Genomic DNA, 23,556 nt, shown 5'->3' on the forward strand with positions numbered 1-23,556 from the left:
GAAAGGGTGCAATTATGAATCCTAAAATTAGTATTATTGTTCCCATTTATAAAGTTGAGCAATATATTCATAAATGTATTGATTCTATATTAAAGCAAACGTTCAAAGAGTTTGAGTTGATACTTGTTGATGATGGATCTCCTGATAGTTGTGGTGAGATTTGTGAAGGGTATGCGACTCAAGATAGTCGAATTAAAGTAATCCATAAGGAAAATGGTGGATTATCTTCAGCAAGAAATGCAGGATTAGAAGTAGCACAGGGAGATTATATAGGATTTGTTGATAGTGATGATTGGATAGAAGTGGATATGTATGAATTGTTATATGGTATGTGCCTAGAACAGGATTGTGATATAGCTATTTGTAGTAGTGAAATTCATTACAATGATAAAACGGTAATTTCAAGCAATCATCCGTTTGTTATTCATGATAGATATAGCGCGATGAAAGCGATGCTAGAAGGGAATTTGTATGATGAAGTTGTTTGGACTAAACTTTTCAAAAGACAGTTATTAGAGGGTATTAAATTTCCAGTAGGTATGTCATATGAAGATACAGCATTTACGTATAAAGCTATTCATAAGTGTAACAAAGTATGTTTTATAGGAGAACCTAAATATCATTATATAAAGCGTGATAATAGTATGATGGATCAGGCTGTAAAAGAGATTAAAATTGACTCAGTCTTAATTTATGATGAAATGTGTAAATTTATGGAGCGATATTATAAGGAGTTATATAACTTAGTTATATTAAAACTAGGAAATTGTTCGATGGTAGTATTAAATTTAATATCATTGAGTGGAAGACTTAATGAGCATAAGGGTAAATATTATAAGGTTATTAGTATATTGAATCGTTATTTTTATAAAACAATACGTTTAAAAGAGTATGGAAAAAGTGTAAAGTTTTTATTATTGGCAACCAAGTTACATCCATTATTGTATAAATTTTTAATTAATAATTTTGCAAAAAGGGGATAGATATGAAGAAGTGGCAGCTACAACTGGGATTTTAAAAAATAGGAGTGAGTATTATCCAAAATAATACAATTTTAATATTCACCTATCGATAGTTTAGTTTAACTTATGAAGGGGATTAATCATGCGAACGATGCATTCAATCAAGAATATATCAATAAGTATATTTTCTCAAATGGTTATTGTTATTCTAGGGTTTATATCTAGGAAAGTTTTTTTAGATAGTTTAGGAATAGAGTATTTAGGGATAGATGGCTTGTTAATTAATGTTTTATCCATGTTGGTGTTAATTGAAGCTGGTATAGGGGCAAGTATAGTATACAATTTGTATAAACCATTGGCAGAAAATAATCAGTATAAAATTATAGCTCTAGTTCAATTATATAAAAAAATTTATCAGATTTTAGCAATCATTATTCTAGTAATAAGTGCTATGATATATCCCTTTTTAAGTTATTTAATGAAAGATGGGGCGTCTATATCGAATGTTGCGATAATCTATTCGATATTCGTGGTAAAAAATGTAGTTACCTATTTAAATGCTCATAAGAGGTCTTTAATACAAGCAGATCAAAGAGGATACATATTGGCTAGGATGGATCTCTTATTTCAAGTGGTAACTACAATATTCAAAATATTTATACTGATGTACACGAAAGATTATATATTGTATTTAATTATAGAGTTGAGTATATATGTAATTCAAAATGTGGTAAACGGTAGGATTGTGAATAAGAACTATCCTTATATAAAGACAAAAAAGAAATATTCTATAGATAATGATACGAAAGAAAAATTAATTATAAATGTAAAGGCGATGTTTTTGCATAATATTGGAGGATATATTGTATTTGGAACTGATAATATACTGATTTCATCTTTTGTAGGTCTTGCTATGGTAGGGATATATTCGAACTATACAATGATAATAAATCAATTAGCAGCTGTAGTAAATCCTATATTAAATGGAATTGAAGCAAGTGTAGGAAATCTAATTGCAACTGAGAATAATGACAAAAATTATGTAATATTTAAAGTGGCTTATTTAGTGAATTTTTGGATCTTTTCTTTTTGTACCATATTTTTATTTAATCTGTTAGAGCCATTTATAGGGTGGTGGCTTGATAAGAAGTATTTATTAAATAACATAGTTTTTGTAGTGATACTCATTAACTTTTATTTAACAGGGATGCGAACCGCGATAGCTATTTTTAAAAATAAAGCGGGATTATTTGTACAAGATAAGTATATTCCATTAGTTGAAGCGATAATCAATTTAAGTTTATCTATTCTATTAGCTAACATATTTGGGTTGGTAGGTATATTCATAGGAACGGCGATTAGTACAATTGCTACTGTACTTTGGATTCAGCCTTATATTGTATATAAAAATCTTTTTAAGAAATCAGTTTGGAGTTATTTTACAACATACGTATTTTATATATTTTTAACTGTCGTAACAGGTTTCATTACTACAAGTATATGTAATTATTTCATAGAAGGTAGTACTTTTATTTCGTTAGTCGGAAAAGGTGTGATTTGCTTATTAGTACCAAATGTAATATACGTATTAACTTTTTATAAAAGCACAGAATTTCAATATATAAGGAATATCTTTAGTATGATGTTTTTACAAATTAAAAAGAAACGAAACGTTATTTAGGTATAAAAATTATGTACATTATATTGGTTTGAATTATTAAGGAAGTATATTGTTGTTGAAGCCTGTTAGTATGAAATGAAACTTGATTTTAATTAGAAAACGTGAATCATTAGCCCTAACATAGTATTTATATAATGCATAGTATTCTATTAAAGGGATACGTATGTAAGCATAATATAAAATATTTGTCCCCATGCACCGATAGAAGTTTGAATTTTCTGTCGAAATTTAACTTCTATCTTAGTTGGAGGTTATATATAAATCATGGCAAAATTTCAAGTGACATGTGTTTTGAAAGGGAATCTGCCTGTGTTAAGCGAGGGAGAATTTTGTTTTTGTATAGATACTTGTGAGTTATTTATTGGGACGAAAAAAGGGAATGTAAAAGTATCAACGGAGAATAAATTTGAGAGGTTAGTAAGTAAACTTAAAAGCAATACATTTGGAAGTTCTAAGTCTAGAAAATCACTGATTGGAGAAACAGAATCTGCTAATGTGGTTTCGGGCACGTATTTTCTTGAGTTAGAGAGATGGAATGTTAAAAATGATGGAACGGACGCGGAGAATACTTCTAAAGGGATTAATAATGCATTATCATGGGCATCTCAACAAGGATTTATAGAAGTTGTTTTACCCATGGGGACATATTTAATTGATGAAAATACACCAATTGAGCCACAAAGCTTTATGACTTTAAATTTAGGTGGATCGACTTTGAAAATAAGAAGTAATGGATTAGTAAAATATGCAATCGTACGATATCAAAGAAATCAAAAATTTTCTCGAGTTACGAATGGAAGGATTCAAGGGGATAAAGATACACATGATTATACAACGATTCCTCATACTCATGAATGGGGATATGGGATTGAAGTAGGAAATACGACTCCTGTTGAGGGGAGTAATATGAATTACATTTCAATAGATAATATGGAAATCTTAAATTGTACTGGCGATGGGATAGCGATGGAAAGTACATGGGGACAAATTGGAGAATATGATTTTGCTGGTACATTTGAAATAGGGGCGATTAGTGATGTCAATGGTTCCCTAATAGTAGATGATAATAAAATTAGATCGAATTTAAAAATAGATTTACATCATAGTAGCATTATAAAATGGGGATATTTCGGTTTGTATGGAGATGGCTATGGTGGAACTGGTTCAGAAATATATACAGAATTATATGATGTGTTATTTTATAAGACTGATAATACTTTTGTAACGGCTGCGAAGAGAGTAAAGTTTTTTGAAGAAGTGAGTGTTCCAAAAGAAGCAGATTATGCGAAAATAGTACTTCACCAAGGTACAATACCTGCAGAAAACGGTTGTAAAATAACTGTTAGAATTCCGGAATTTTCCCGAAATGTATTTATTGAGAAATGTAAAATACATGATTGTAGAAGGCTTGGGATAAGCGTATCTGGCGCGAAACAAATTTATATTAGAGATTGTGAAATTTACAAAATGAAAGGTACAGCGCCTCAGGGAGCAATAGATATTGAAGATGGATATCGATTAAATCAATATATAAACATTGAGCGTAATAACATATATGATAATCAGGGATATAACGTTGTTGTAGTCGGTGGTAGATATATTAATATCATTCAAAATAAATTAGTTAATAATTCATTAGTAGTAGGCGAAAATGTAGAGAAAGTGATTGTAAGCAATAATCACTTAAGGGAAGTAAGTTGTGTTTTAAGCGGAGAAGTAACTTTTACGAATAATCAAATGTATGCTACTCGAGTCACGATAGATCAAGGGGATAAAGAAGCACTTATTGGTAACTGTATTTTCCATAATAGCGCATTGTTAATGGGAAGAGATAAAGCATATTGTATTCAAGTGAACCAATGTGAATTTTTTAGTGATCGAGATTTATTTCATTCTTTTTCACAGTTAGGTTCAATAATTGGTTTTTCAGCAGAACCGCAAACTATATCAGATTGTGTTATTAAAGGAGGGGCTGTAGAGGGTACAAGTTTGACAGGCGTATCACCTGGTATGAAAAATGGATGGAGATTAAATAATATTTCTTTTATAGATACGAAACACCCGCAAGGAATCATTACGAATTTACCGCCAGGAGTATATACGGGATGTAAATTTGAGAACAGCGGTACAATATCATTTGTTACAAAAACTCCTCAAGCAGAATATGAATTTAATGGATGTTCATTTAGTTGGGATGCTTATAATCTTTTTACTGTTGAGTCTTCTCAAAGGATAGCAATGCTAAAAGTGAAAAATAGTAATTTTAGAGGAGGAAGATGGGGCTCAGCATTTTTTTTATGGGACATTGGTGGGAGAATAGAATTTAATAATAATGCATTTGAATACCTTAATTCGGAATCGACAGACAGTATAATTAATTTTTGGAATGAAACATTTACGAGTGAGTTTATGTTAATAGAAAATAATATATTTAGGTCAAATAAAAGTATGATAGGCGTGAATGCAAATCAGATTTCATCCTCAATCACTTTAATTTTTAAAGATAATATTGTTGACACAGTAATTATCAAATTAAGGGATGAACATATAAAAAAGGATAATTATATTAATGGCGTCTTTGATCCGTACATGTAAAGTTATAGAAACTAATGGAGTAACAGGTCCTTTGTAAATAAGCAGTGCTACCCCATGGGAATATTCACATAGGCTAGCTATGTTTAAACTATTTGATGAGATAGAATAAATGAAAGATGACGTAATTAAACAAAACAAGGGGCAACTAACTGTAGTTGTCTTTTGTTTTGTTTAATTGCATATAAAGTTTTAAATGGTTCTTCGTGTTAGGGGTATTAAACGTAAATAAGTAAGGAGGATAGTACATGAAAAGAATTTTTGATGTATGTATTTCTTTATTGTTATTATTTGTATGTTTGCTTCCTATTCTTGTTGTAGCGATTTTAGTTAGGCTTAAATTAGGATCTCCTGTGCTATTTAAACAACAGCGTCCAGGACTGCATGGAAAACCGTTTAATGTTTATAAGTTTCGAACTATGCTAGATAAGAAAGGGAGTGATGGGGAATTACTTCCAGATCAAAATAGATTGACTACTTTTGGGGCAATTCTTAGAAAATATAGTTTAGATGAGTTACCCCAACTGATGAATGTTCTATGGGGTGATTTAAGTTTAGTAGGTCCAAGGCCATTATTGATGGAATACTTACCCCTATATTCTAGTAAACAGGCTAAAAGGCATAATGTAAAACCAGGAATTACGGGATGGGCACAAATAAATGGTAGGAATTTGATTACCTGGGAAGAAAAATTTGAATTGGATGTATGGTATGTGGAGAATCACTCTTTTTTACTAGACTTGAAAATAATTGTACTTACAATATTAAAAGTATTTAAAACAGAGGGAATAAATCATGTAGGGCATGTGACAATGGAGAGATTTACTGGAGGGAAAATAGAAATAAAGGGGGAGGGAAAATGAAAATTTTAATAATAGGATGTGGTGGGCATAGCAAGGTTGTGAGGGATATAATCTTATCAAATGAAGGATATGAAATAGTCGGTTATTTAGATGATTTGTACACAGATATAAATATTGTAGACAATCTTTATTTTGGAGCAATTGCAGATGCAAGGGAAATTATCAATAATTTTAATAATGTAAAGCTCGTGATTGCTATAGGAAATAATAAAATAAGAAGAGAAATTTCAGAAATATTAAATCAACCAAGTAGCATATATGCTACTTTAATTCATAAAACAGCCATTATAAGTTCAAATGCTTATATAGGAAATGGAACGGTAATTATGCCAAATGTGGTTGTTAATGCGGATACTTTCATCGGTAACCATACTATAATAAATACAGGCTCAATAATAGAACATGATAATATAATTGATGATTTTGTTCATATTTCACCACATGCTACACTTACAGGTTCTGTCACTATAGCAGAGGGGGCACATATAGGAGCATCAGCTACTATAATTCCAGGTGTTCAAATTGGTAAGTGGTCTATTGTTGGAGCTGGTTCTGTAGTTATAAACGATTTTCCATCTAATTGTACTGCTGCTGGTATTCCAGCCAAAGTTATTAATGTAGTAAATTGAGAGGAGATGAAGAATGATGATAAAAAATAAGGAGAAAATCTATCTTTCCTCTCCACACATGAGTGGAAATGAACAGAAATATATAAAAGATGCTTTTGATTCAAATTGGATTGCGCCTCTTGGTCCAAATGTAGATGAATTTGAAAGAGAGCTTGCTTCTTTTGTAGGAGTTAAAGGTGGGGCTGCGGTTAGTTCAGGGACTGCTGCCATTCATCTAGCTTTGCGATTATTAAACGTTCAAAAGGGAGATACAGTATTTTGTTCAAGTTTCACTTTTGTAGCGAGTGCGAATCCGATTGTTTATTTAGGAGCTGAACCAGTATTTATTGACTCAGAACCGGAAACATGGAATATGTCACCACAAGCTCTAGCACTTGCGTTACATGATGCTGATAAAGCTGGGAAATTACCTAAGGCTGTCATTCTTGTTCATTTATATGGTCAGAGTGCGAAATTAGAAGAAATTCTTTCTCTTTGTAATCATTATGATGTTCCTATAATTGAGGATGCAGCAGAATCTCTTGGATCTACATATAAAGGAAAAGCAAGCGGTACATTCGGGAAGTTTGGTGTTTATTCATTTAATGGAAATAAAATTATTACAACTTCAGGTGGTGGAATGCTAGTTTCTAATGATGTAGAAGCATTGGAAAGAGCGAGATTTTTAGCGACACAAGCAAAGGATCCAGCTCCACATTATGAGCATAGTGAAGTAGGGTATAATTATCGAATGAGTAATATATTAGCTGGTATTGGAAGAGGACAATTAGAAGTGTTAGAAGACAGGGTGAAAGCTAGAAGATCTATATATAAACGGTATTACGAAGCACTATCTTTCATACCAGGCTTTTATTTTATGCCTGAATTAGAAAATACTTGTTCAAATCGTTGGCTCACTACATTGACAATTGATGAAAAGGAATCCGGGATTTCTATTGGAAAAGTGTTGAGCACTTTAGCAGAAGAGAATATTGAGGCGCGTCCTATGTGGAAGCCACTTCATATACAGTCGCTCTTTAAAAGGAAGAAGTATTATTCTCATAGTAAAAATGAAGATGTGTCGCAGCATCTATTTCAAAGTGGGATTTGTTTGCCTTCAGGATCTAATATGTTAGTTGAAGATCAACAAAGGGTCATTCAAGGCGTTTTAAAAGCTCTAAAATGAAAGAAATAAAGAGTAACTAAAAGTGGAATTAGATTTGTATACGTACGACTAACAGTTCTTTATAATGAATTTTTTGTGAAAAATGTTTGAGGATATTCAGTTTAAATTGACATAAAAAGGATATAATGCTAGGTTTTAAATATCTAATCCTTAATCTACAAGCGAATTAAAGTAAATAATTGGGAAGGTAATAAAATAAGTGATTTTGTTCGTTAAAAAGAATGATAAAGAGGTATGTTTAACGAATTTAATATATAAATAGTATTTGTATTAACTTTTCATGTATTAGGAGGGAAAAATGAGCGCTATAACTGGCATTATTCACTTTAATAATGAACCTGTATCAATTGAACATGGCACGCGATTAATGAGTGACTTACAAAAGTACCCTGCTGATGATATTCAAATATGGCATAAGGAAAACGCCTTCTTGGGATGTCACGCACAATGGATTACACCAGAGTCAGTTGGTGAACAATTACCCTTCTATAATTATGAAAAACAACTGGCAATTACAGCAGATGCTATTATTGATAATCGTTATGAGTTGTTTGAAAAATTACAAATAGATTATGCGGATAGAAAAAACATGACAGATAGTGAGTTGATTTTACTCTCTTATCAGAAGTGGGGAGAAGCAGCACCGAAATATTTGGTGGGTGATTTTTCTTTTATGATTTGGGATGAGAAAAAACAAATATTGTTTGGAGCTAGAGATTTTTCTGGGAGCCGAACACTTTATTTTTATCGTAGTGAGAACAAATTTTCTTTTTGTACTAGTATAAAGCCGTTATTTACTCTACCATATGTTGAGAAAAAATTGAATGAGCAGTGGCTTGCTGAATTTTTAACTATACCTGTGAATTTTGAATCAGTAGACCCTTCTTCAACAGTATATAAAACTGTTGAGCAAATTCCACCTTCCCATTCTGTTACTGTGAAAAATGGAAAGGTGAAATTATCGAGATACAATACACTAATCGCCGGAGAAAGGCTTCAACTCAAATCAAACGAAGAGTATGAAGAAGCGTTTTTGGAAGTGTATCAAAATGCGATAAGATCACGTTTACGTACCCATCATCAAGTAGGGGCTCATTTGAGTGGAGGACTTGATTCGGGTTCTGTAGCCAGCTTTGCTGCACGAGATTTAAGTGCAGCAAATAAACGTCTACATACATATAGTTATGTCCCCGTAAAGGGTTTTGTAGATTGGACGCATAGAAGTAGAATAGCTGATGAACGACCTTTTATTCAATCAACTGTACAGCATGTAGGAAATATTAAGGAGCATTATTTGGATTTTGAAGGAAGAAGTCCTCTATCAGAAATAGATGATTGGCTTGAAATTCTAGAGATGCCATATAAATTCTTCGAGAATACTTTTTGGCTTAGGGGAATTTATGAGGAGGCCCGGTTACAGGGGATTGGAGTACTCTTAAACGGACAGAGAGGAAATTGGACGGTGTCATGGGGTCCAGCTGTGGACTATCAAGCTATGCTTTTGAAAAAGATGAATGTGCGTCGCTTTTTGCAAGAGCTATATTCGTATAGTAGAAATATTGGTGTAAAGAAATCGCGAGTATTTTCAGTAGTGAGAAAAAAGGCATTTCCGTTTTTAAATCGAATATCTTCATCAAAAAATCAAATTGTTTTCCCTAGATTTATTAATCCAGAATTTGCAAATAGGATGAATGTGTTCGATAAGCTCCTAGAGCATAATGTTGATATAACAGGCGCCTCAATAACAGATGCATATGAAGTAAAGAAGAGGCAATTTGAACAGTTATTCTATTGGAACATAACTGGTACATATGGATCTAAATTATCTTTGCGCTATTCCTTATGGGATCGCGATCCAACGAATGATTTACGGGTTGTTCAATTTTGTTTAGCGGTTCCAGAAGAACAATACGTTCAAAATGGTTTAGATCGAGCACTAATTCGAAGAGCAACAAAAAATTTCTTACCTGATAAAGTAAGGTTGAACCAGCTCACTAGAGGTGTTCAAGGTTCTGATGGTGTTTACCGTATGGCACATCAATGGAGTGAATTTATTGAAGAGCTTGAGCAGCTTAGTAAGGATCCTTTGATTTCGGAATTTTTGGATATAGAGGTTATTAGAACTGCGATTTCTAAGATTAAAGAAGAACCTCATCCAGAATATGCATTTGATTTAGATTTTCGAATTTTAATGCGTAGTTTAATAGTGTATCGATTTATGAAAAAAATTATTTGAAGGGAGGTGACATAATGAAAAAAGATTGGACAATTCCTACATTGGAAGTACTTGATATCAATATGACAATGGCTGGACCGGGTATTAAAATACCTGATGGTGTTCAACCGGATGAGGACGAAATGGTTCACCATAGCTAATTTATCAATTAGGATGCACATTGTTATCCCCTTATACAGTAAAAGTATAAGGGGTTTTTATAAAAATTTTGAAAGCAATTTGGAGTGAGAGAGTTGATGGAAAATACAAATAAAAATGTATATAAAGTTTTTGGGTTAAGAGTGTTGAGTGAAATGAAATTGCCGGAATTACCTCAAATCAATGAACAAGAAGAGAATGTAGAAATTGTAATTCGATTAACTAATTTATCTCAGAAGTGGAGTGAACTTGCTAGCGCAAAACAAAACTTTGTAGTTGATAAAAACGTAGTTATGATTTGTATACCTGATACTGCTATATTTTCTATACAAGGAGGAAAGCAAATATTTGTTTCACCAATGAAGGACGCTTGTGAAGATAAGATTCGTCTTTATATACTTGGAACTTGTATGGGTGCCTTACTAATCCAAAGGGGAATATTACCATTACATGGTAGTGCAATAAATATTGATGGGAAAGTTTATGCCTTTGTAGGTGATTCAGGAGCAGGTAAATCAACTCTTGCAGCGGCTTTTTTAAGTAAAGGATACAAAATTTTGAGTGATGATGTAATTGCTGTGACAGTTTCGTCAGATAAGACTCCAATTGTGATTCCATCTTATCCGCAACAAAAATTATGGGCGGAGAGTTTGAATGCTTTTGGAATGGGAACGGCAAGTTATAATCCATTGTTTGAGCGAGAAACAAAGTATGCTGTGCCTGTACAATCTCATTTTTTCTCTGAACCATTACCTCTTGCTGGTGTTATTGAGTTAACGAAAACAGAGGATGAGAGTGTTGAGTTGATTCGAATTGAAGGACTTGAACGATTGCGTACATTGTTCTTTCACACATTTCGTAAGTTGTTAATTACGCAATTAAAATTGACAGAGTGGCATTTCACTACTTCTACAAATGTGATAAACAAGGTAGATATGTTTCATTTGAAACGTCCAAATAATAGGTTTACAGCGCATGAACTTGTATCAATTATATTAAAAACTATACACGGAGGAGGAGTAATAGATGATGTATACAGAGAGAATTTCTCTAGAGTGTCAGATTGTGCAAAGTGAAGAGAATATTGTGAGTGATATGGATGGGGAAAAAGTAATGCTAAATGTTCAAAAAGGGAAATATTATAATTTGGGAGAAACAGGGGGAGAAGTTTGGGAACTAATAAAAACTCCAATTATGGTTACTGAACTCGTCAGTACGTTGTTGTCAAAGTACAACATTGAACGGGGCGATTGTGAAGAGCAAGTTCTTTCCTTTTTAGAGTGTTTGTTTCAAGAAGATTTAATTCAAATAAAAGATCAATCTAATAGATAAATTCGTAATTTCAAGAGAACTGTTAGGAAGGGATTAATGAATATTGTGAAAAGGTTAAGGGTATTTTTATCGCTGAGCATGGAAACAAAGCTTTTATTTTTAGAGGCTTTTATTTTTTTAGGGTGGGCGCGTGTACTAAAAAGTATTACCTTTTCCAAAGTTGCACCTTCTTTAGGGGATTACATGAACGAAACATCAGTTGCCCAAATTCAGCCACATGGGGATACACTAAAGAAGGTGTCTGAAGCTATTTCTATTATGAGTCGTTATACTTTTTGGGAAAGTCAGTGTCTTGTTAAAGCTATAGCTGGGATGAAAATGCTCGAAAAACGTCACATTGAGAGTACTCTTTATTTAGGAACTGCTAAGGATAGTCATGGGGATTTAATTGCGCATGCATGGTTACGGAGCGGTTCTTTTTATGTTACTGGATCAGAAGGAATGGAGAAATTTACTGTCGTTGGATCATTTGCAAAGAGGCTAAGTGAGGACATTATTAAAGGAGAATAAAATGGAGAAAGATTTTGGTCTTAATGTAGAGTTCATGTCTAAGGAATTGAAACTTCTTTTTGCAATTTTGAAGTTACAAGATGACGAAACAGTGCAAACTTACAGTAATGAATGGTTTTCCGATATTGATTGGGAGGTATTTCTTGAGCAAGCTGTGCATCATCGCGTTTATCCGGTGATATATCAAAAACTTAAACAGGTGGATGAGGAACTAATTCCTTCACATATTGTACAAACCTTGAATAGAAAATATAAAAAAAATACATTTCAAATGCTTTATTTAAGTGCTGAAATGGAACGAATAAATAAACTATGTAATGAAAATGAGATTCGTATGATTTTTCTAAAAGGACCTGTACTATCTCAGGATTTATATGGGGATATTTCTTTACGAACATCCTGTGATTTGGACGTTCTAATTCCGATGCAAAATTTAGAAAAAGTAGAAATGCTACTTTTAGAGCAGGGGTATGTAAAAGACGACTATATTCAAACGATATTAAATGATTGGAAATGGAGGCATCATCATATAACATTTTTTCATCCAATAAAGCGGATCAAAGTTGAAATTCATTGGAGGTTAAACCCCGGACCGGGTAAGGAACCTGGGTTTGAAGAGCTTTGGGGGAGAAAGAGAAAAAGTACCCTTACGAGTAATTCTGTATATATGTTAGGAAAGGAAGATTTATTTTTATTTTTGGTATCTCATGGTGCTAGACATGGTTGGTCCAGATTACGCTGGTTAGTAGATATAAAAAAAATTGTCGATCAAGAACTTAATTGGAGTGAGATCCATAAGTTAATGAGAAAATATCAAATGCTTCATTTAGGAGGACAAGCATTAATTTTAGCAGCTCAATTGCTAGGTGTACGACTAGATGAAAGGATGATGGAATTAGTAGCGAAAAAACATTCAAAGCAGTTAGCTCAAGAGGCACTGTTTTATTTCAAGCAAATGATAAACTTGCATACCGATCCTGTCCCTGAAGAAGTATTTATCTATCATAGCCGATATTTATTTTCACTAATGTCTAATCAGCAAAAAATTTTATATATTATGAGCCAACTATATCCTTATCCAATTGATGCAAAAACATTACCGTTACCTAAATTTCTTCATTTTTTATATTTTCCTCTACGTCCGTTTTTATGTCTTTGGAGGAAAACAAAGAAGCTGGCTTTGTTATAGGGGGAACATCGATGAATCATATTATATATTTTATGAAGAAACTATACTCTTCGGCGGGAAACATACTGTATGTGAATTTATTTGGTATGGTTTTAATAAGTTTACTTGAAGGGATAGGTATTATTTTATTAATTCCTATGATAAGTATGACTGGAATAATTAATATAGGCGAGGAGACTACTTTTATTGCACCTGTCTCTAGGTTTTTGCAGGATTTTCCTAAAACAGCAAGTCTAGTTTCTATTTTAGGTATATATATACTAATAGTGTTAGGTCAAAATTTACTACAAAGAAATATAACGCTAAGGGATGCGAGAACGCAACAAGCTTTTATACGAGAGTTAAGACTAGAAACATATAGTATGATTTTAAAAGCAAAGTGGAGTTTTTTTTTAGAGAAAAGGAAAACAAATCTAATAAATATATTAACTACAGAATTAGCTCGTGTAAGTTATGGGGTTAATTTAATTTTACAATTGTTAGCTGCTATTCTGTTTACATTTATACAGGTGGGGATTGCGTTTTTATTATCTCCTCAAATAACTATATTTGTTTTGGTCTTTGGTTTATTATTCTTGGTAGCTTCTCGTGTTTTTATAAAAAAAGCACGAATACTAGGCGGTAAGACCTCAGAATTGGCAAAAGACTATCTTTCTGGTATAACAGATCATTTTAATGGAATTAAAGATATAAAGAGTAATACTTTGGAAGCATCACGTTTAGATTGGTTACAATCTATAACAAAAAAGATGAGTAATGAGCAAATGGAGTATATGAGAATAAGATCAAACTCTCAATTGTTTTATAAAGTTTCAATGGCTATATTAATTGCATTTTTTTTATTATTATCAGTAAGTATGTTTCAAGCGCAACCCACCCAATTACTATTAATCATCCTCATTTTCTCCAGACTATGGCCAAGATTCATGACGATTCAATCAAATTTAGAACAACTGGCTGCAAGTATTCCTGCTTTTAAGTCATTATGGGAGTTGCAAGAGGAATGTAAGGAAGCGATTGAAATGCAGGATATACATCAACAAAAACATATAGAGCGGATTCGTATAAAACAAGGTATGGAGTGTAAGGATGTTTACTTTCGTTATAATAAGCAAGAATCTTTATACGCACTTCAAAATATTAATGTGCAAATTCCAATAAACAGTATGACGGCCATTGTGGGGCATTCTGGTGCAGGCAAAAGTACATTAATTGATGTATTAATGGGATTAATCCAGCCAGAAAAAGGTCAAGTGTTAATAGATGGTACGCCCCTTACAACTGATAATTTATTGTCATTAAGGCGGGCTATTAGTTATGTACCACAAGATCCTTTCTTATTTAATGCAAGCATAAGAGAAAATTTATTGATGATTGAGCCAAATGCAAGTGAAGAACAAATTTGGTCTGCATTAAATTTTGCGGCCGCCGCTGAATTTGTACAAACGCTTCCTAAAGGGCTTGATACACTAATTGGGGATCGAGGAGTAAGGCTTTCAGGTGGTGAACGTCAACGACTTGTACTAGCGCGGGCTATTTTAAGAAAACCGTCGATTTTAGTATTAGATGAGGCTACGAGTGCATTAGATACTGAAAATGAAGTGAAAATCCAATCAGCAATAGAAAGGTTGAAAGGAACAATGACAATTATTGTGATTGCGCATCGTTTATCTACTATACGCAATGCAGATCAAGTCATTGTCTTAGGAAAAGGTGAAATTGTCCAAAAAGGTGAATTTAATCAATTGGCTAAAGAGAGAAAAGGTGTATTTCGAAGTTTGTTAGGGTCACAAATGGAAGTTGGTTCTTAGAGAGGAAAGAGTGAATGAATTTTTGTATTCATACAGTTCGAATCGAATAAAAGCCTGAGTGATGGCCAGTTATAACAGGGCATTATTCAGGCTTTTATTTGTACGTTTTCTAAATTTAGGGAGTAAATATAAATGAGTACCTTGCAATGAATAATACTAAGTGGTATATTATGGATATAATGGGTACCGTGTATTGAATAGTACTGAAATGAGAAAGGGGGATTGACTTTGAACGTTCAGTTTAAAAAAGGCGTGTTAGAACTGTGTGTTTTAGCACTTGTGAAACGTAAAGATTGTTACGGCTATGAACTTGTTCAGCAAATCTCAAATAAATTTTTAATATCGGAAGGGTCAGTGTATCCTTTATTACGTCGTTTAACGAAAGAAGGATATTTTCAAACGTATTTAAAAGAATCTACAGAGGGACCGCCTCGTAAATATTATCAACTAACTGAGCAAGGGGAAACGCAACTGAATTTGTTAGTAACGGAGTGGCGTGATTTTGCAAAAGGCGTACAAGAAATTATTGAAGGGGTGGAATGGGATGAGTAAAGAACAGTTTCTTAAAGAATTATCAAGTCATCTTAGAAAGTTACCGGAAGAAGAGAGGAAAGATATTTTATTTGATTATGAAGAGCATTTTCAGTTTGGAATAGAAGAAGGAAAAACTGAATCGGAAATAATAAAGGGCCTTGGCTCTCCGAAAGTAATTGCAAAAGACTTACTTGCTTTGTATCGCTTTGACGAAATGAAAAAGGACCCATCAACTACCAATATAACAAGGGCTGTTATGGCAGCGATTGGACTTAGTTTGTTTAATTTTATTATTGTGTTAGGCCCGTTAGTTGCAATTATTGCTTTTATATTTTCCTTCTGGCTCGGTGGAATTGCTAGTGTAGTGACACCATTTTTCGTTATTGGAAAAGTATTTATGGGTACTTTTATATGGTTGGATTTATTCGTTAGTATAACGTTTGTTGGGGTAGGTTTGTTGTTATGTATTATCGCTTATTATAGTACGAATTGGTTTAAAAAGTTATGCGTACGTTATGTACTATGGAACTTCAAAATGATAAAAGGGGAGTAGATGATGAAGAAAATATTGTTAGTAGCTATCGCTTGTATCATTATTGGAGTAATAGGGATTTCACAAACATATGAAAAAGCCGTGCAAACTGCAGAAGAAGGAAATAAAGAAGACGTAATTAAAAACGAAACACTAAAAAATATAGAAGTTAAGTTAGATGCTGGGGATATTGTTGTCCAAAAATCTCCCGACTCTTCTTTTTATGTAAAGCAATCAGGAGATGTACGTAAACACGAGGTTCGTATTGCTGAAGATGGTGACACATTAAAAATTATTGGGGAAAGAGAAAAAGGTGCTTCATTTGATTTTTCTTTTTACGATTTTAGATTTCAAACGTCTACAATAACTCTCCTTGTGCCTGAACGTTCATACCAAGAGATAAAAATAAATTCATCAGCTGGACAAATAGAAATAAGTGATGTGAAAAGTGACTGTGTAAGTGTTGGGACACTCGCTGGAGAAGTAGATTTGAAAAATGTCACAGCAAAAAGTGTGGAAGGATCTTCAAAAGCTGGTGAGGTGAGCTTTAAGAAGGTAATAGGAAAAGTAACTGTGAAGTCGGCTAGCGGGGAAGTGCATATTATGGATCATGATCCTAAATATGATGTAGAGGCAAGTTCAACCGCTGGGGATGTAGATATTACTTTATTAGAAAAACCACAAGATGCAGTTATAACGGGGCAAAGTGCTGCTGGCGAAGTAATGATTTTTAATGAAGAAAATAAAAATATAACAATTGGCAATGGTAGTAAAAAGATTAGTGGTAAAACAGCTGCTGGCGATGTGACGATTGAAACTCGTTCATAAGAAATAAAATGTATGGAAATCTATCAAAATACAAAAAAAGAAGATAATTACCGTATATAAATAAGGTAATTATCTTCTTTTATTATTCTTAATGTAAATCACGATATACGCCAATTACTTTTCCGATAACTGACACTTGTTTTAAAATGATAGGTTCTAATGAAGAGTTTTCCGGTTGTAGACGGAAATGGTCTTTTTCTTTATAGAAACGTTTAACAGTTGCTTCGTTATCTTCTGTTAAAGCGACTACAATTTCACCGTTGTATGCAGACTGTTGTTGGCGAACAACAACTAAATCCCCATCGAAAATACCAGCTTCAATCATACTATCTCCGGAAATACGTAACATAAATACTTGGTCTGCTCCAGCGACAATGCTAGCTGGAAGTGGGAAATGATCTTCTACACTTTCAACTGCTGTAATAGGTAATCCAGCAGTAACTTTTCCGATAATTGGAACTTGAATAACAGATTGTGTCTCTGTATCCATTCGGTTGTCACCTAAAATTTCAATTGCTCGTGGTTTTGTTGGATCGCGTCGAATATATCCTTTTTCTTCTAGTCGTGATAAATGTCCGTGCACTGTAGAACTAGAAGCGAGGCCGACTGCTTGACCGATTTCACGTACGGAAGGTGGATATCCTTTTTCTTGTACTTTTAGCTTAATAAAGTCGAGAATGTCTTGCTGGCGTTTCGTTAACTTCTCCATGTTTTCTAACACCTCGTTTTCTTTCATTTTTCTTATTAATAAGTATAACATGCGAAAAAACATTCTACAAACATAAGTTCGAACGAAAGACGAATTTATGATACACTATAAGGAAAATATAGTGAGAAAGAAGGGTTCAAAATGAATGCAATTATTTATGCACGTGTGAGCACAACAAAAGAAGAACAGGAAACATCATTATTGCGTCAAAAAGATGAATTATTGCATTTAGCTGAGCGCTATCAAATGAATGTTGTAAAGGTGATTGAGGAGCAGGCTAGTGGTTATACAATTGAACGTGATGGCATATTAGAAGTGCTAGATACAATTCGCGATGAACAAGTTGATGTACTTCTCATACAAGATGAAACGCGGCTTGGTAGAGGGAATGCAAAGATTGCATTAATGCACTGTTTACATAAAGAGGGAATAAAAGTATATACGCATACGCATAATGGAGAATTAGAACTCTCTGACTCTGATTCGATGGTACTAGATATAATTGGGATTGTTGAAGAGTATCAAAGAAAGATTCATAATTTGAAAATTAAACGTGGTATGCAACGTGCAGTAGAAAAAGGTTATCGTCCAGAAAATAATTTGAAGAATCGTCATTTAAGCGTAGGACGAGAGAAGAAAGAAGTGCCGATTGAGGAAATTGTACGTTTGCGCAAGAGTGAACTTACTTTCGAAGAAATTGCGGCAACGCTTCGCGGCTTTGGTCATAATGTTTCAAAAGCGACTGTACATCGTAGATATGTAGAATATACAAAGCAATTGCTTGATAAAGAGGACTAACTATTGTATGATAATAATCAGTTTTGAGTAAAAGGGGGATTCGAGATGCAAAGTCACGAACTCATTGAACGCATTAACTTCTTAGCGAAAAAAGCAAAAGCTGAAGGCTTAACTGAAGAAGAACAACGTGAGCGCCAATCGCTACGTGAACAATATTTAAAAGGATTTCGTCAAAATATGTTAAACGAACTTAAAGGAATTAAAGTTGTTAACGAAGAAGGTACTGATGTTACACCGGCGAAATTAAAGGCTTTAAAAAAGCAAGATAATGCAAAATTAAACTAAAAGATGGGCGAAGCCCATCTTTTTTATTTATTATATCGGTTATTTAATAACTTTCCAGTTATTGTTGACTGATGCCTCTATCTTTTTGTGCTTCAATATATAGTTAGCGATAAGTTCAGACATATCTGTTGGTATGTCTTTTATTACGGGCTTATTTTGAAACATAAAGAAGTTTCCTCCGCCGCTTGCGCGATAATTATTCATAACGACGTCATATTCTTCATTCATATGAAGAGGAGCGCCTTTATACTGTAAAGATTCTACTCTCTCGCCAATAGGTTTGGAAATGTTTAATACGTACGAAATCCCTTCCCACATATCGTAATTATAGTGTTGTGGCTTCGGTTCTATGAAGGTAGGGTTTACGATGATAGTTCCATCTGCATGTAATGTGAAATAAGAAGCAGAAAGTTCAAGGGCGTTTTTTATATCTGCTCCAGTTATTCTAATTACTTTTAATGTATTTGGATAAATATAATTAGAAACGATGTCACGCATTGTTACATGACCAGGGAAACCTGGAGATGTATTATGGAATAAGCTTGTACAAGAAATAGAAACATTAGCTATATCCATCTGTATCTTATTTATGAATTCAATAAAAGGATGGTCTTGCAAACGAGTTTGCATAGCGTCTGAAATTTGCATATCCCCATAGATTAGTCCAATAGGTTGATCGAGCCAATTTTGTGTTTTCTCTTCATAATCGGTAACCAAGGAAAGCATATGTTGGTCCGCCACAATTCCTCGCACGGGCAATAATTGTGAATAACTCTCTTTTTTTACCCATTTTTGTTCTGTTTTCTCGAATGTTACTGTTATTTTTCCGACGGAGTGTCCATTGCATCCAGTCTGTAAAACTGTTACACCATTTATTACGGTGTGAGCGATTTCCCGGTGTTGATGGCCTGTTAGTAAAATATCTATGCCTTCAATTTCATAGCACATTGCATAACCTTGGTTTTCACCTGTTAAAACTTCAGTCGGTACCCCGGTTTGTAAATCGCGTTCAAATCCTCCATGATACGCTACGACTAGTAAATCTGGTTGTTCTTGTTCGCGAATGTAAGAAACCCATTTTTTTGTTGTTTCTAATGCATCTTCAAATTGTAGATCTTGAATGTGATGAGGTTGTTCCCAATTAGGAATGTAATGCGTTGTTATCCCTAAAATAGCAATTTTTATATTTGATTCAATATGTTTTATTATATATGGTTTCCCGAAATAAGGTTCTTTTCTGTTTGTATCTAAAATATTTGCTGATAGATACGGGAAGTTCGCAGTAGAAATAGCATGATTTAATACGTCCATTCCATAATTAAATTCATGATTCCCGATAACTGCAGCATCATAACGTAAATAGTTCGCTAATAAGGACATTGGATTTTGCTTATCTTTTGCATATGTAGCGTAATGATAAGTAAAGGGTGTTCCCTGTATGAAGTCACCGTTATCAATTAAAAGAACGTTTCTGTTTTGGGAACGTTCTTTTTTTATAAGAGTAGAAATTTTAGCTAAACCAATTTCAGCTTTGGAGTTATCTTGGTAGTGAATTGGATAAACAGTACCGTGTATATCACTTGTTAATAAGATGTTTAAAGTTACAATTTGTTTTTGATTCAATATCATTCACCTTTTCTATTGTTATCTACTAGTTAAGCATATCAAATATATGAAGAGAATTTTAATGAGAATGTATAGAATGTGTAAAGATTCTGTAAATAAGCAATTATTAATAAAAATGTGTGATATATTTCTTCATGTTTACGGAAGGTAATTTATAACAATAAAAATGGAGGCTTTAATATGTTGAAAAAAGTTTTTGCAATGAGCACGACAGTTGTACTGGCGGCGGGATTATTAAGTGGCTGTGGAACGAAGGAATCTAGTGCAAGTAAAACTGAAGATACGAAAAAAGGTTATGTACCGAAGACGTTAAATGTACAATTTGTTCCTTCTCAAAATGCAGATACGTTAGAGGCGAAGGCGAAACCATTGGAAAAGCTATTAAGTGATAAATTAAATATCCCGGTAAAAGTTAGTATTTCAACGAATTACAATACAATTGTAGAAGCGATGGCATCTAAGCAAGTAGATGTAGGCTTTTTACCTCCAACAGCATATGTGCTAGCACATGAGAAAAAGGCTGCAAACGTAATTTTACAAGCACAACGTTTTGGGGTAGATGATGAAACCGGAGCTCCTACAAAGGATTTAGTAGATTTTTATAAATCTGAGTTTGTAGTGAAGAAAGATTCAAATATTAATAGTGTAAAAGATTTAAAAGGTAAAAAAATTGGTTATCAAGATGTAACGTCATCAGCGGGATACGTATGGCCTGCAGCTGTATTGTTAAAAGAGGGGGTTGATCCGTTAAAGGATGTGAAACCTGTTACATTAAAAGGTCACGATCAGTCGCTTATTGCTCTTTTAAATGGTGATGTAGATGCAGCTGTTGTATTCCAAGATGCTCGTAATATTGTGAAAAAAGATTATCCGAATATATTCGATCAAACAAAAATAGTGAAATTTACGGAAAAAATTCCAAACGATACGATTTCGGTACGCTCTGATTTAGATGAAGAGTGGAGCAAGAAATTACAGGATGCTTTCATTGAAATAGGAAAGAATGAGGAAGGTCACAAAATCATTAAAGAAGTATATTCACATGAAGGATATGTTAAATCTGATGATAGTAAATTTGATATCGTTCGTGAATATGGAAAGAAAGTAAAAACGCAATAATACATATGGAAATGGAAGCTAACTGGAAGAAGGGTTATTTTCAGTTAGTTTGCCGTTTTGAATACATAGAAGGTAGGTAAGATGTGTGATAGAGTTTCGAAATGTCTCCAAAGTGTATCCGAATGGTACAAAAGGATTAAATAATATAAACTTGAACATTCAAAAAGGTGAGTTTGTTGTAATGGTAGGGCTGTCTGGGGCTGGAAAGTCTACACTTCTAAGATCGGTAAACCGTCTTCATGAGATTACAGAAGGCGAAATCATGATTGAAGGTGAATCTATAACTGCTGCAAAAGGAAAAGGCTTACGACGCATGCGCCGAGATATTGGTATGATTTTTCAAAGTTTTAACCTTGTAAAGCGATCAACGGTATTGAAAAATGTATTAGCTGGCCGTGTAGGGTATCATTCGACACTGCGTACAACGTTAGGTTTATTTCCAAAAGAAGATTTGGAGCTTGCTTTTCAATCGTTAAAAAGGGTGAATATTTTAGAAAAAGCATATGCGCGAGCTGATGAATTATCAGGAGGACAACAGCAACGTGTATCGATTGCTAGAGCGTTGGCGCAAGAAGCGAAAATCATATTGGCAGATGAACCTGTTGCGTCGTTAGATCCGCTAACAACCAAGCAAGTATTAGATGATTTGAAAAAAATTAATGAAGATTTTGGAATTACAACAATTGTAAACTTACATTCTATTGATTTAGCTAGGCAATATGCGACACGCATTATTGGATTACATGCAGGCGAAATTGTTTTTGATGGCTCAGTAGAAGAGGCAACGGATGAAAAATTTGCTGAAATTTATGGAGACGTAGCGCAGCAAAGTGAATTGTTAGAGGTGGCAGTTAAATGAATGACGTGACGATATATTCGAAATCGATACCGAAGCCGCCGAGTAAGTTAAAACATATGTTAACGGCTATTCTAGTCATTTTACTGTTGTGGGGAAGTAGTGTACAGGTCGACGCATCATTTTCAAAACTAGTAGTTGGTTTTCCTAATATGATCGATTTGTTAAAAGAGATGGTGCCGCCTGATTGGAGTTATTTTCAAGTTATTACAACAGCGATGTTAGATACAATACGTATGGCGATTATTGGGACGACTTTAGGAGCGATTTTAGCTATTCCACTGGCACTATTTGCGGCAAGTAATGTGTTTACTAGTACATTTTTGTACGGTTCAGCTCGATCGGTTTTAAATTTTATCCGAACGATACCAGATTTATTATTAGCGGCAATTTTCGTAGCTATTTTCGGAATAGGACCATTTCCAGGTATTTTAGCTCTTACTTTTTTCTCAATTGGGCTCGTGGCGAAATTGTTGTATGAGTCAATGGAATCGATTGATCCAGGTCCATTAGAGGCGATGACAGCAGTAGGAGCAAATAAAGTGCAATGGATTGTGTATGGGGTAATTCCGCAAGTGAAAGCACATTTTGTCTCCTATGTTCTTTATACATTTGAGGTGAACGTACGTGCAGCAGCTGTTTTAGGTTTAGTAGGAGCGGGTGGTATTGGGTTGTATTATGACCGTACACTTGGATTTTTACAATATCAACAAACTGCATCTATTATTATTTATACTCTTGTTGTTGTATTGTTAATTGATTATGTAAGTACATTGTTGCGGGAGAAATTATAATGAGTAAAACGACGATGATTGTACCAAAACCGAAGAAACCGAGTGTGTATCGCTGGTTTATTTTTATAGCAATTGCATTTGTTTATGTATGGGCTTTTTCAGGAGTCCCGCTAGAGGGTAACTAACTGTTACGATTTATTTAACCAATTATAACTAAAGGTAATTAAATATATCAGTAAGCCCTGCTAGTCAAGTGATTGGCTAGTAGTGAGGGTTAACTGCGGGCAATCCCTAAAGCTGATTGAACTACAACGTGGCTAGAAATGGTGAGCGTGAATGTCGCGAAAGCAGAAAAAATCAATCAGATGGTGCAAGGTTAAATCCTAAACACTAGAACAATGGGTCTTCCGCCTCGAATCATCTAAGT

At 33.8% G+C, this 23,556-nt stretch carries 23 protein-coding genes and 1 pseudogene; 22 read left to right on the top strand and 2 right to left on the bottom strand.

The window, feature by feature from the left end:
- Positions 1–14 precede the first annotated feature (14 nt).
- The 16 genes from ACLBWW_RS26225 (at position 15) to ACLBWW_RS26300 (ending at position 17,002) form a co-directional block, all read left to right on the top strand.
- Positions 15–983 carry a glycosyltransferase family 2 protein gene (locus tag ACLBWW_RS26225; RefSeq protein ID WP_048544214.1) on the top strand — a complete coding sequence of 323 codons (969 nt, stop codon included), beginning with the start codon at positions 15–17 and terminating at the stop codon, positions 981–983.
- 121 nt (positions 984–1,104) lie between these two features.
- Positions 1,105–2,643 carry a lipopolysaccharide biosynthesis protein gene (locus ACLBWW_RS26230; protein WP_048544212.1) on the top strand — a complete coding sequence of 513 codons (1,539 nt, stop codon included), beginning with the start codon at positions 1,105–1,107 and terminating at the stop codon, positions 2,641–2,643.
- Positions 2,644–2,907: 264 nt separating this feature from the next.
- Complete coding sequence (locus ACLBWW_RS26235) at positions 2,908–5,238, top strand: right-handed parallel beta-helix repeat-containing protein (protein ID WP_048544210.1); 2,331 nt, start codon at positions 2,908–2,910, stop codon at positions 5,236–5,238.
- Between the two features lie 245 nt (positions 5,239–5,483).
- Positions 5,484–6,098 (top strand): sugar transferase, encoded by a 615-nt coding sequence (locus tag ACLBWW_RS26240; protein WP_000821041.1) that lies wholly within the window; start codon positions 5,484–5,486, stop codon positions 6,096–6,098.
- Entirely contained in the window at positions 6,095–6,727 is a 633-nt protein-coding gene (locus ACLBWW_RS26245) for an acetyltransferase (RefSeq protein ID WP_048544208.1), read from the top strand. Before ACLBWW_RS26240 ends, ACLBWW_RS26245 begins: the two co-directional genes overlap by 4 nt.
- A gap of 16 nt (positions 6,728–6,743) precedes the next feature.
- Positions 6,744–7,892 carry an aminotransferase class I/II-fold pyridoxal phosphate-dependent enzyme gene (locus ACLBWW_RS26250; RefSeq protein WP_048544270.1) on the top strand — a complete coding sequence of 383 codons (1,149 nt, stop codon included), beginning with the start codon at positions 6,744–6,746 and terminating at the stop codon, positions 7,890–7,892.
- A gap of 298 nt (positions 7,893–8,190) precedes the next feature.
- On the top strand, positions 8,191–10,128 hold the full coding sequence (locus ACLBWW_RS26255; protein WP_048544206.1) for a lasso peptide isopeptide bond-forming cyclase: 1,938 nt from the start codon (positions 8,191–8,193) through the stop codon (positions 10,126–10,128).
- 14 nt (positions 10,129–10,142) lie between these two features.
- Positions 10,143–10,268 (top strand): paeninodin family lasso peptide, encoded by a 126-nt coding sequence (locus ACLBWW_RS26260; protein WP_002199627.1) that lies wholly within the window; start codon positions 10,143–10,145, stop codon positions 10,266–10,268.
- 96 nt (positions 10,269–10,364) lie between these two features.
- The gene (locus ACLBWW_RS26265) at positions 10,365–11,342 is read left to right on the top strand and encodes an aldolase (RefSeq protein ID WP_048544203.1); all 978 of its coding nucleotides are present in this window, start codon (positions 10,365–10,367) and stop codon (positions 11,340–11,342) included.
- Positions 11,293–11,598 (top strand): lasso peptide biosynthesis PqqD family chaperone, encoded by a 306-nt coding sequence (locus ACLBWW_RS26270; RefSeq protein ID WP_048544201.1) that lies wholly within the window; start codon positions 11,293–11,295, stop codon positions 11,596–11,598. Before ACLBWW_RS26265 ends, ACLBWW_RS26270 begins: the two co-directional genes overlap by 50 nt.
- A gap of 36 nt (positions 11,599–11,634) precedes the next feature.
- Positions 11,635–12,108 carry a lasso peptide biosynthesis B2 protein gene (locus tag ACLBWW_RS26275; RefSeq protein WP_048544199.1) on the top strand — a complete coding sequence of 158 codons (474 nt, stop codon included), beginning with the start codon at positions 11,635–11,637 and terminating at the stop codon, positions 12,106–12,108.
- Between the two features lies 1 nt (position 12,109).
- A complete protein-coding gene (locus tag ACLBWW_RS26280; protein WP_048544197.1) occupies positions 12,110–13,297 on the top strand; it encodes a nucleotidyltransferase domain-containing protein in 1,188 nt (395 codons plus the stop codon).
- Positions 13,298–13,308: 11 nt separating this feature from the next.
- The gene (locus tag ACLBWW_RS26285) at positions 13,309–15,108 is read left to right on the top strand and encodes an ABC transporter ATP-binding protein (protein ID WP_447614322.1); all 1,800 of its coding nucleotides are present in this window, start codon (positions 13,309–13,311) and stop codon (positions 15,106–15,108) included.
- A 228-nt stretch (positions 15,109–15,336) separates the two neighbouring features.
- Positions 15,337–15,660, top strand: coding sequence for a PadR family transcriptional regulator (locus ACLBWW_RS26290; RefSeq protein ID WP_001102620.1), 324 nt, complete (start codon positions 15,337–15,339; stop codon positions 15,658–15,660).
- A complete protein-coding gene (locus ACLBWW_RS26295; protein ID WP_048544191.1) occupies positions 15,653–16,195 on the top strand; it encodes a DUF1700 domain-containing protein in 543 nt (180 codons plus the stop codon). The genes ACLBWW_RS26290 and ACLBWW_RS26295 overlap by 8 nt, the downstream gene beginning before the upstream one ends.
- Positions 16,196–17,002: a DUF4097 family beta strand repeat-containing protein gene (locus tag ACLBWW_RS26300; RefSeq protein ID WP_048544189.1), complete on the top strand. Its 807-nt coding sequence runs from the start codon at positions 16,196–16,198 to the stop codon at positions 17,000–17,002. It abuts the gene before it with no gap.
- Positions 17,003–17,090: 88 nt separating this feature from the next.
- Here ACLBWW_RS26300 and lexA read toward each other — a convergent pair whose 3' ends face one another.
- Positions 17,091–17,711: a transcriptional repressor LexA gene (gene lexA, locus ACLBWW_RS26305; RefSeq protein WP_048544187.1), complete on the bottom strand. Its 621-nt coding sequence runs from the start codon at positions 17,709–17,711 to the stop codon at positions 17,091–17,093.
- A 141-nt stretch (positions 17,712–17,852) separates the two neighbouring features.
- Between lexA and ACLBWW_RS26310 the strand changes: the two genes are divergently transcribed.
- Both ACLBWW_RS26310 and ACLBWW_RS26315 read left to right on the top strand, forming a co-directional pair.
- Positions 17,853–18,509: a YneB family resolvase-like protein gene (locus ACLBWW_RS26310; protein WP_048544185.1), complete on the top strand. Its 657-nt coding sequence runs from the start codon at positions 17,853–17,855 to the stop codon at positions 18,507–18,509.
- Between the two features lie 45 nt (positions 18,510–18,554).
- Positions 18,555–18,794 carry a DUF896 domain-containing protein gene (locus ACLBWW_RS26315; RefSeq protein WP_001190582.1) on the top strand — a complete coding sequence of 80 codons (240 nt, stop codon included), beginning with the start codon at positions 18,555–18,557 and terminating at the stop codon, positions 18,792–18,794.
- A gap of 39 nt (positions 18,795–18,833) precedes the next feature.
- Here ACLBWW_RS26315 and ACLBWW_RS26320 read toward each other — a convergent pair whose 3' ends face one another.
- Entirely contained in the window at positions 18,834–20,417 is a 1,584-nt protein-coding gene (locus ACLBWW_RS26320) for a bifunctional metallophosphatase/5'-nucleotidase (RefSeq protein WP_048544183.1), read from the bottom strand.
- A gap of 183 nt (positions 20,418–20,600) precedes the next feature.
- Between ACLBWW_RS26320 and ACLBWW_RS26325 the strand changes: the two genes are divergently transcribed.
- The 4 genes and pseudogenes from ACLBWW_RS26325 to ACLBWW_RS26340 form a co-directional block, all read left to right on the top strand.
- Positions 20,601–21,539, top strand: coding sequence for a phosphate/phosphite/phosphonate ABC transporter substrate-binding protein (locus ACLBWW_RS26325; protein ID WP_000915073.1), 939 nt, complete (start codon positions 20,601–20,603; stop codon positions 21,537–21,539).
- Between the two features lie 85 nt (positions 21,540–21,624).
- Entirely contained in the window at positions 21,625–22,398 is a 774-nt protein-coding gene (gene phnC / locus ACLBWW_RS26330) for a phosphonate ABC transporter ATP-binding protein (protein WP_048544181.1), read from the top strand.
- Complete coding sequence (gene phnE / locus ACLBWW_RS26335; RefSeq protein ID WP_048544179.1) at positions 22,395–23,189, top strand: phosphonate ABC transporter, permease protein PhnE; 795 nt, start codon at positions 22,395–22,397, stop codon at positions 23,187–23,189. Before phnC ends, phnE begins: the two co-directional genes overlap by 4 nt.
- Positions 23,189–23,308 (top strand): annotated as a pseudogene (locus ACLBWW_RS26340) (phosphonate ABC transporter, permease protein PhnE); the annotation flags it as partial. The gene phnE and the pseudogene ACLBWW_RS26340, both read left to right, overlap by 1 nt.
- Between the last annotated feature and the right edge of the window lie 248 nt (positions 23,309–23,556).

The sequence above is a fragment of the Bacillus sp. M5A3_1b genome, assembly GCF_053345335.1.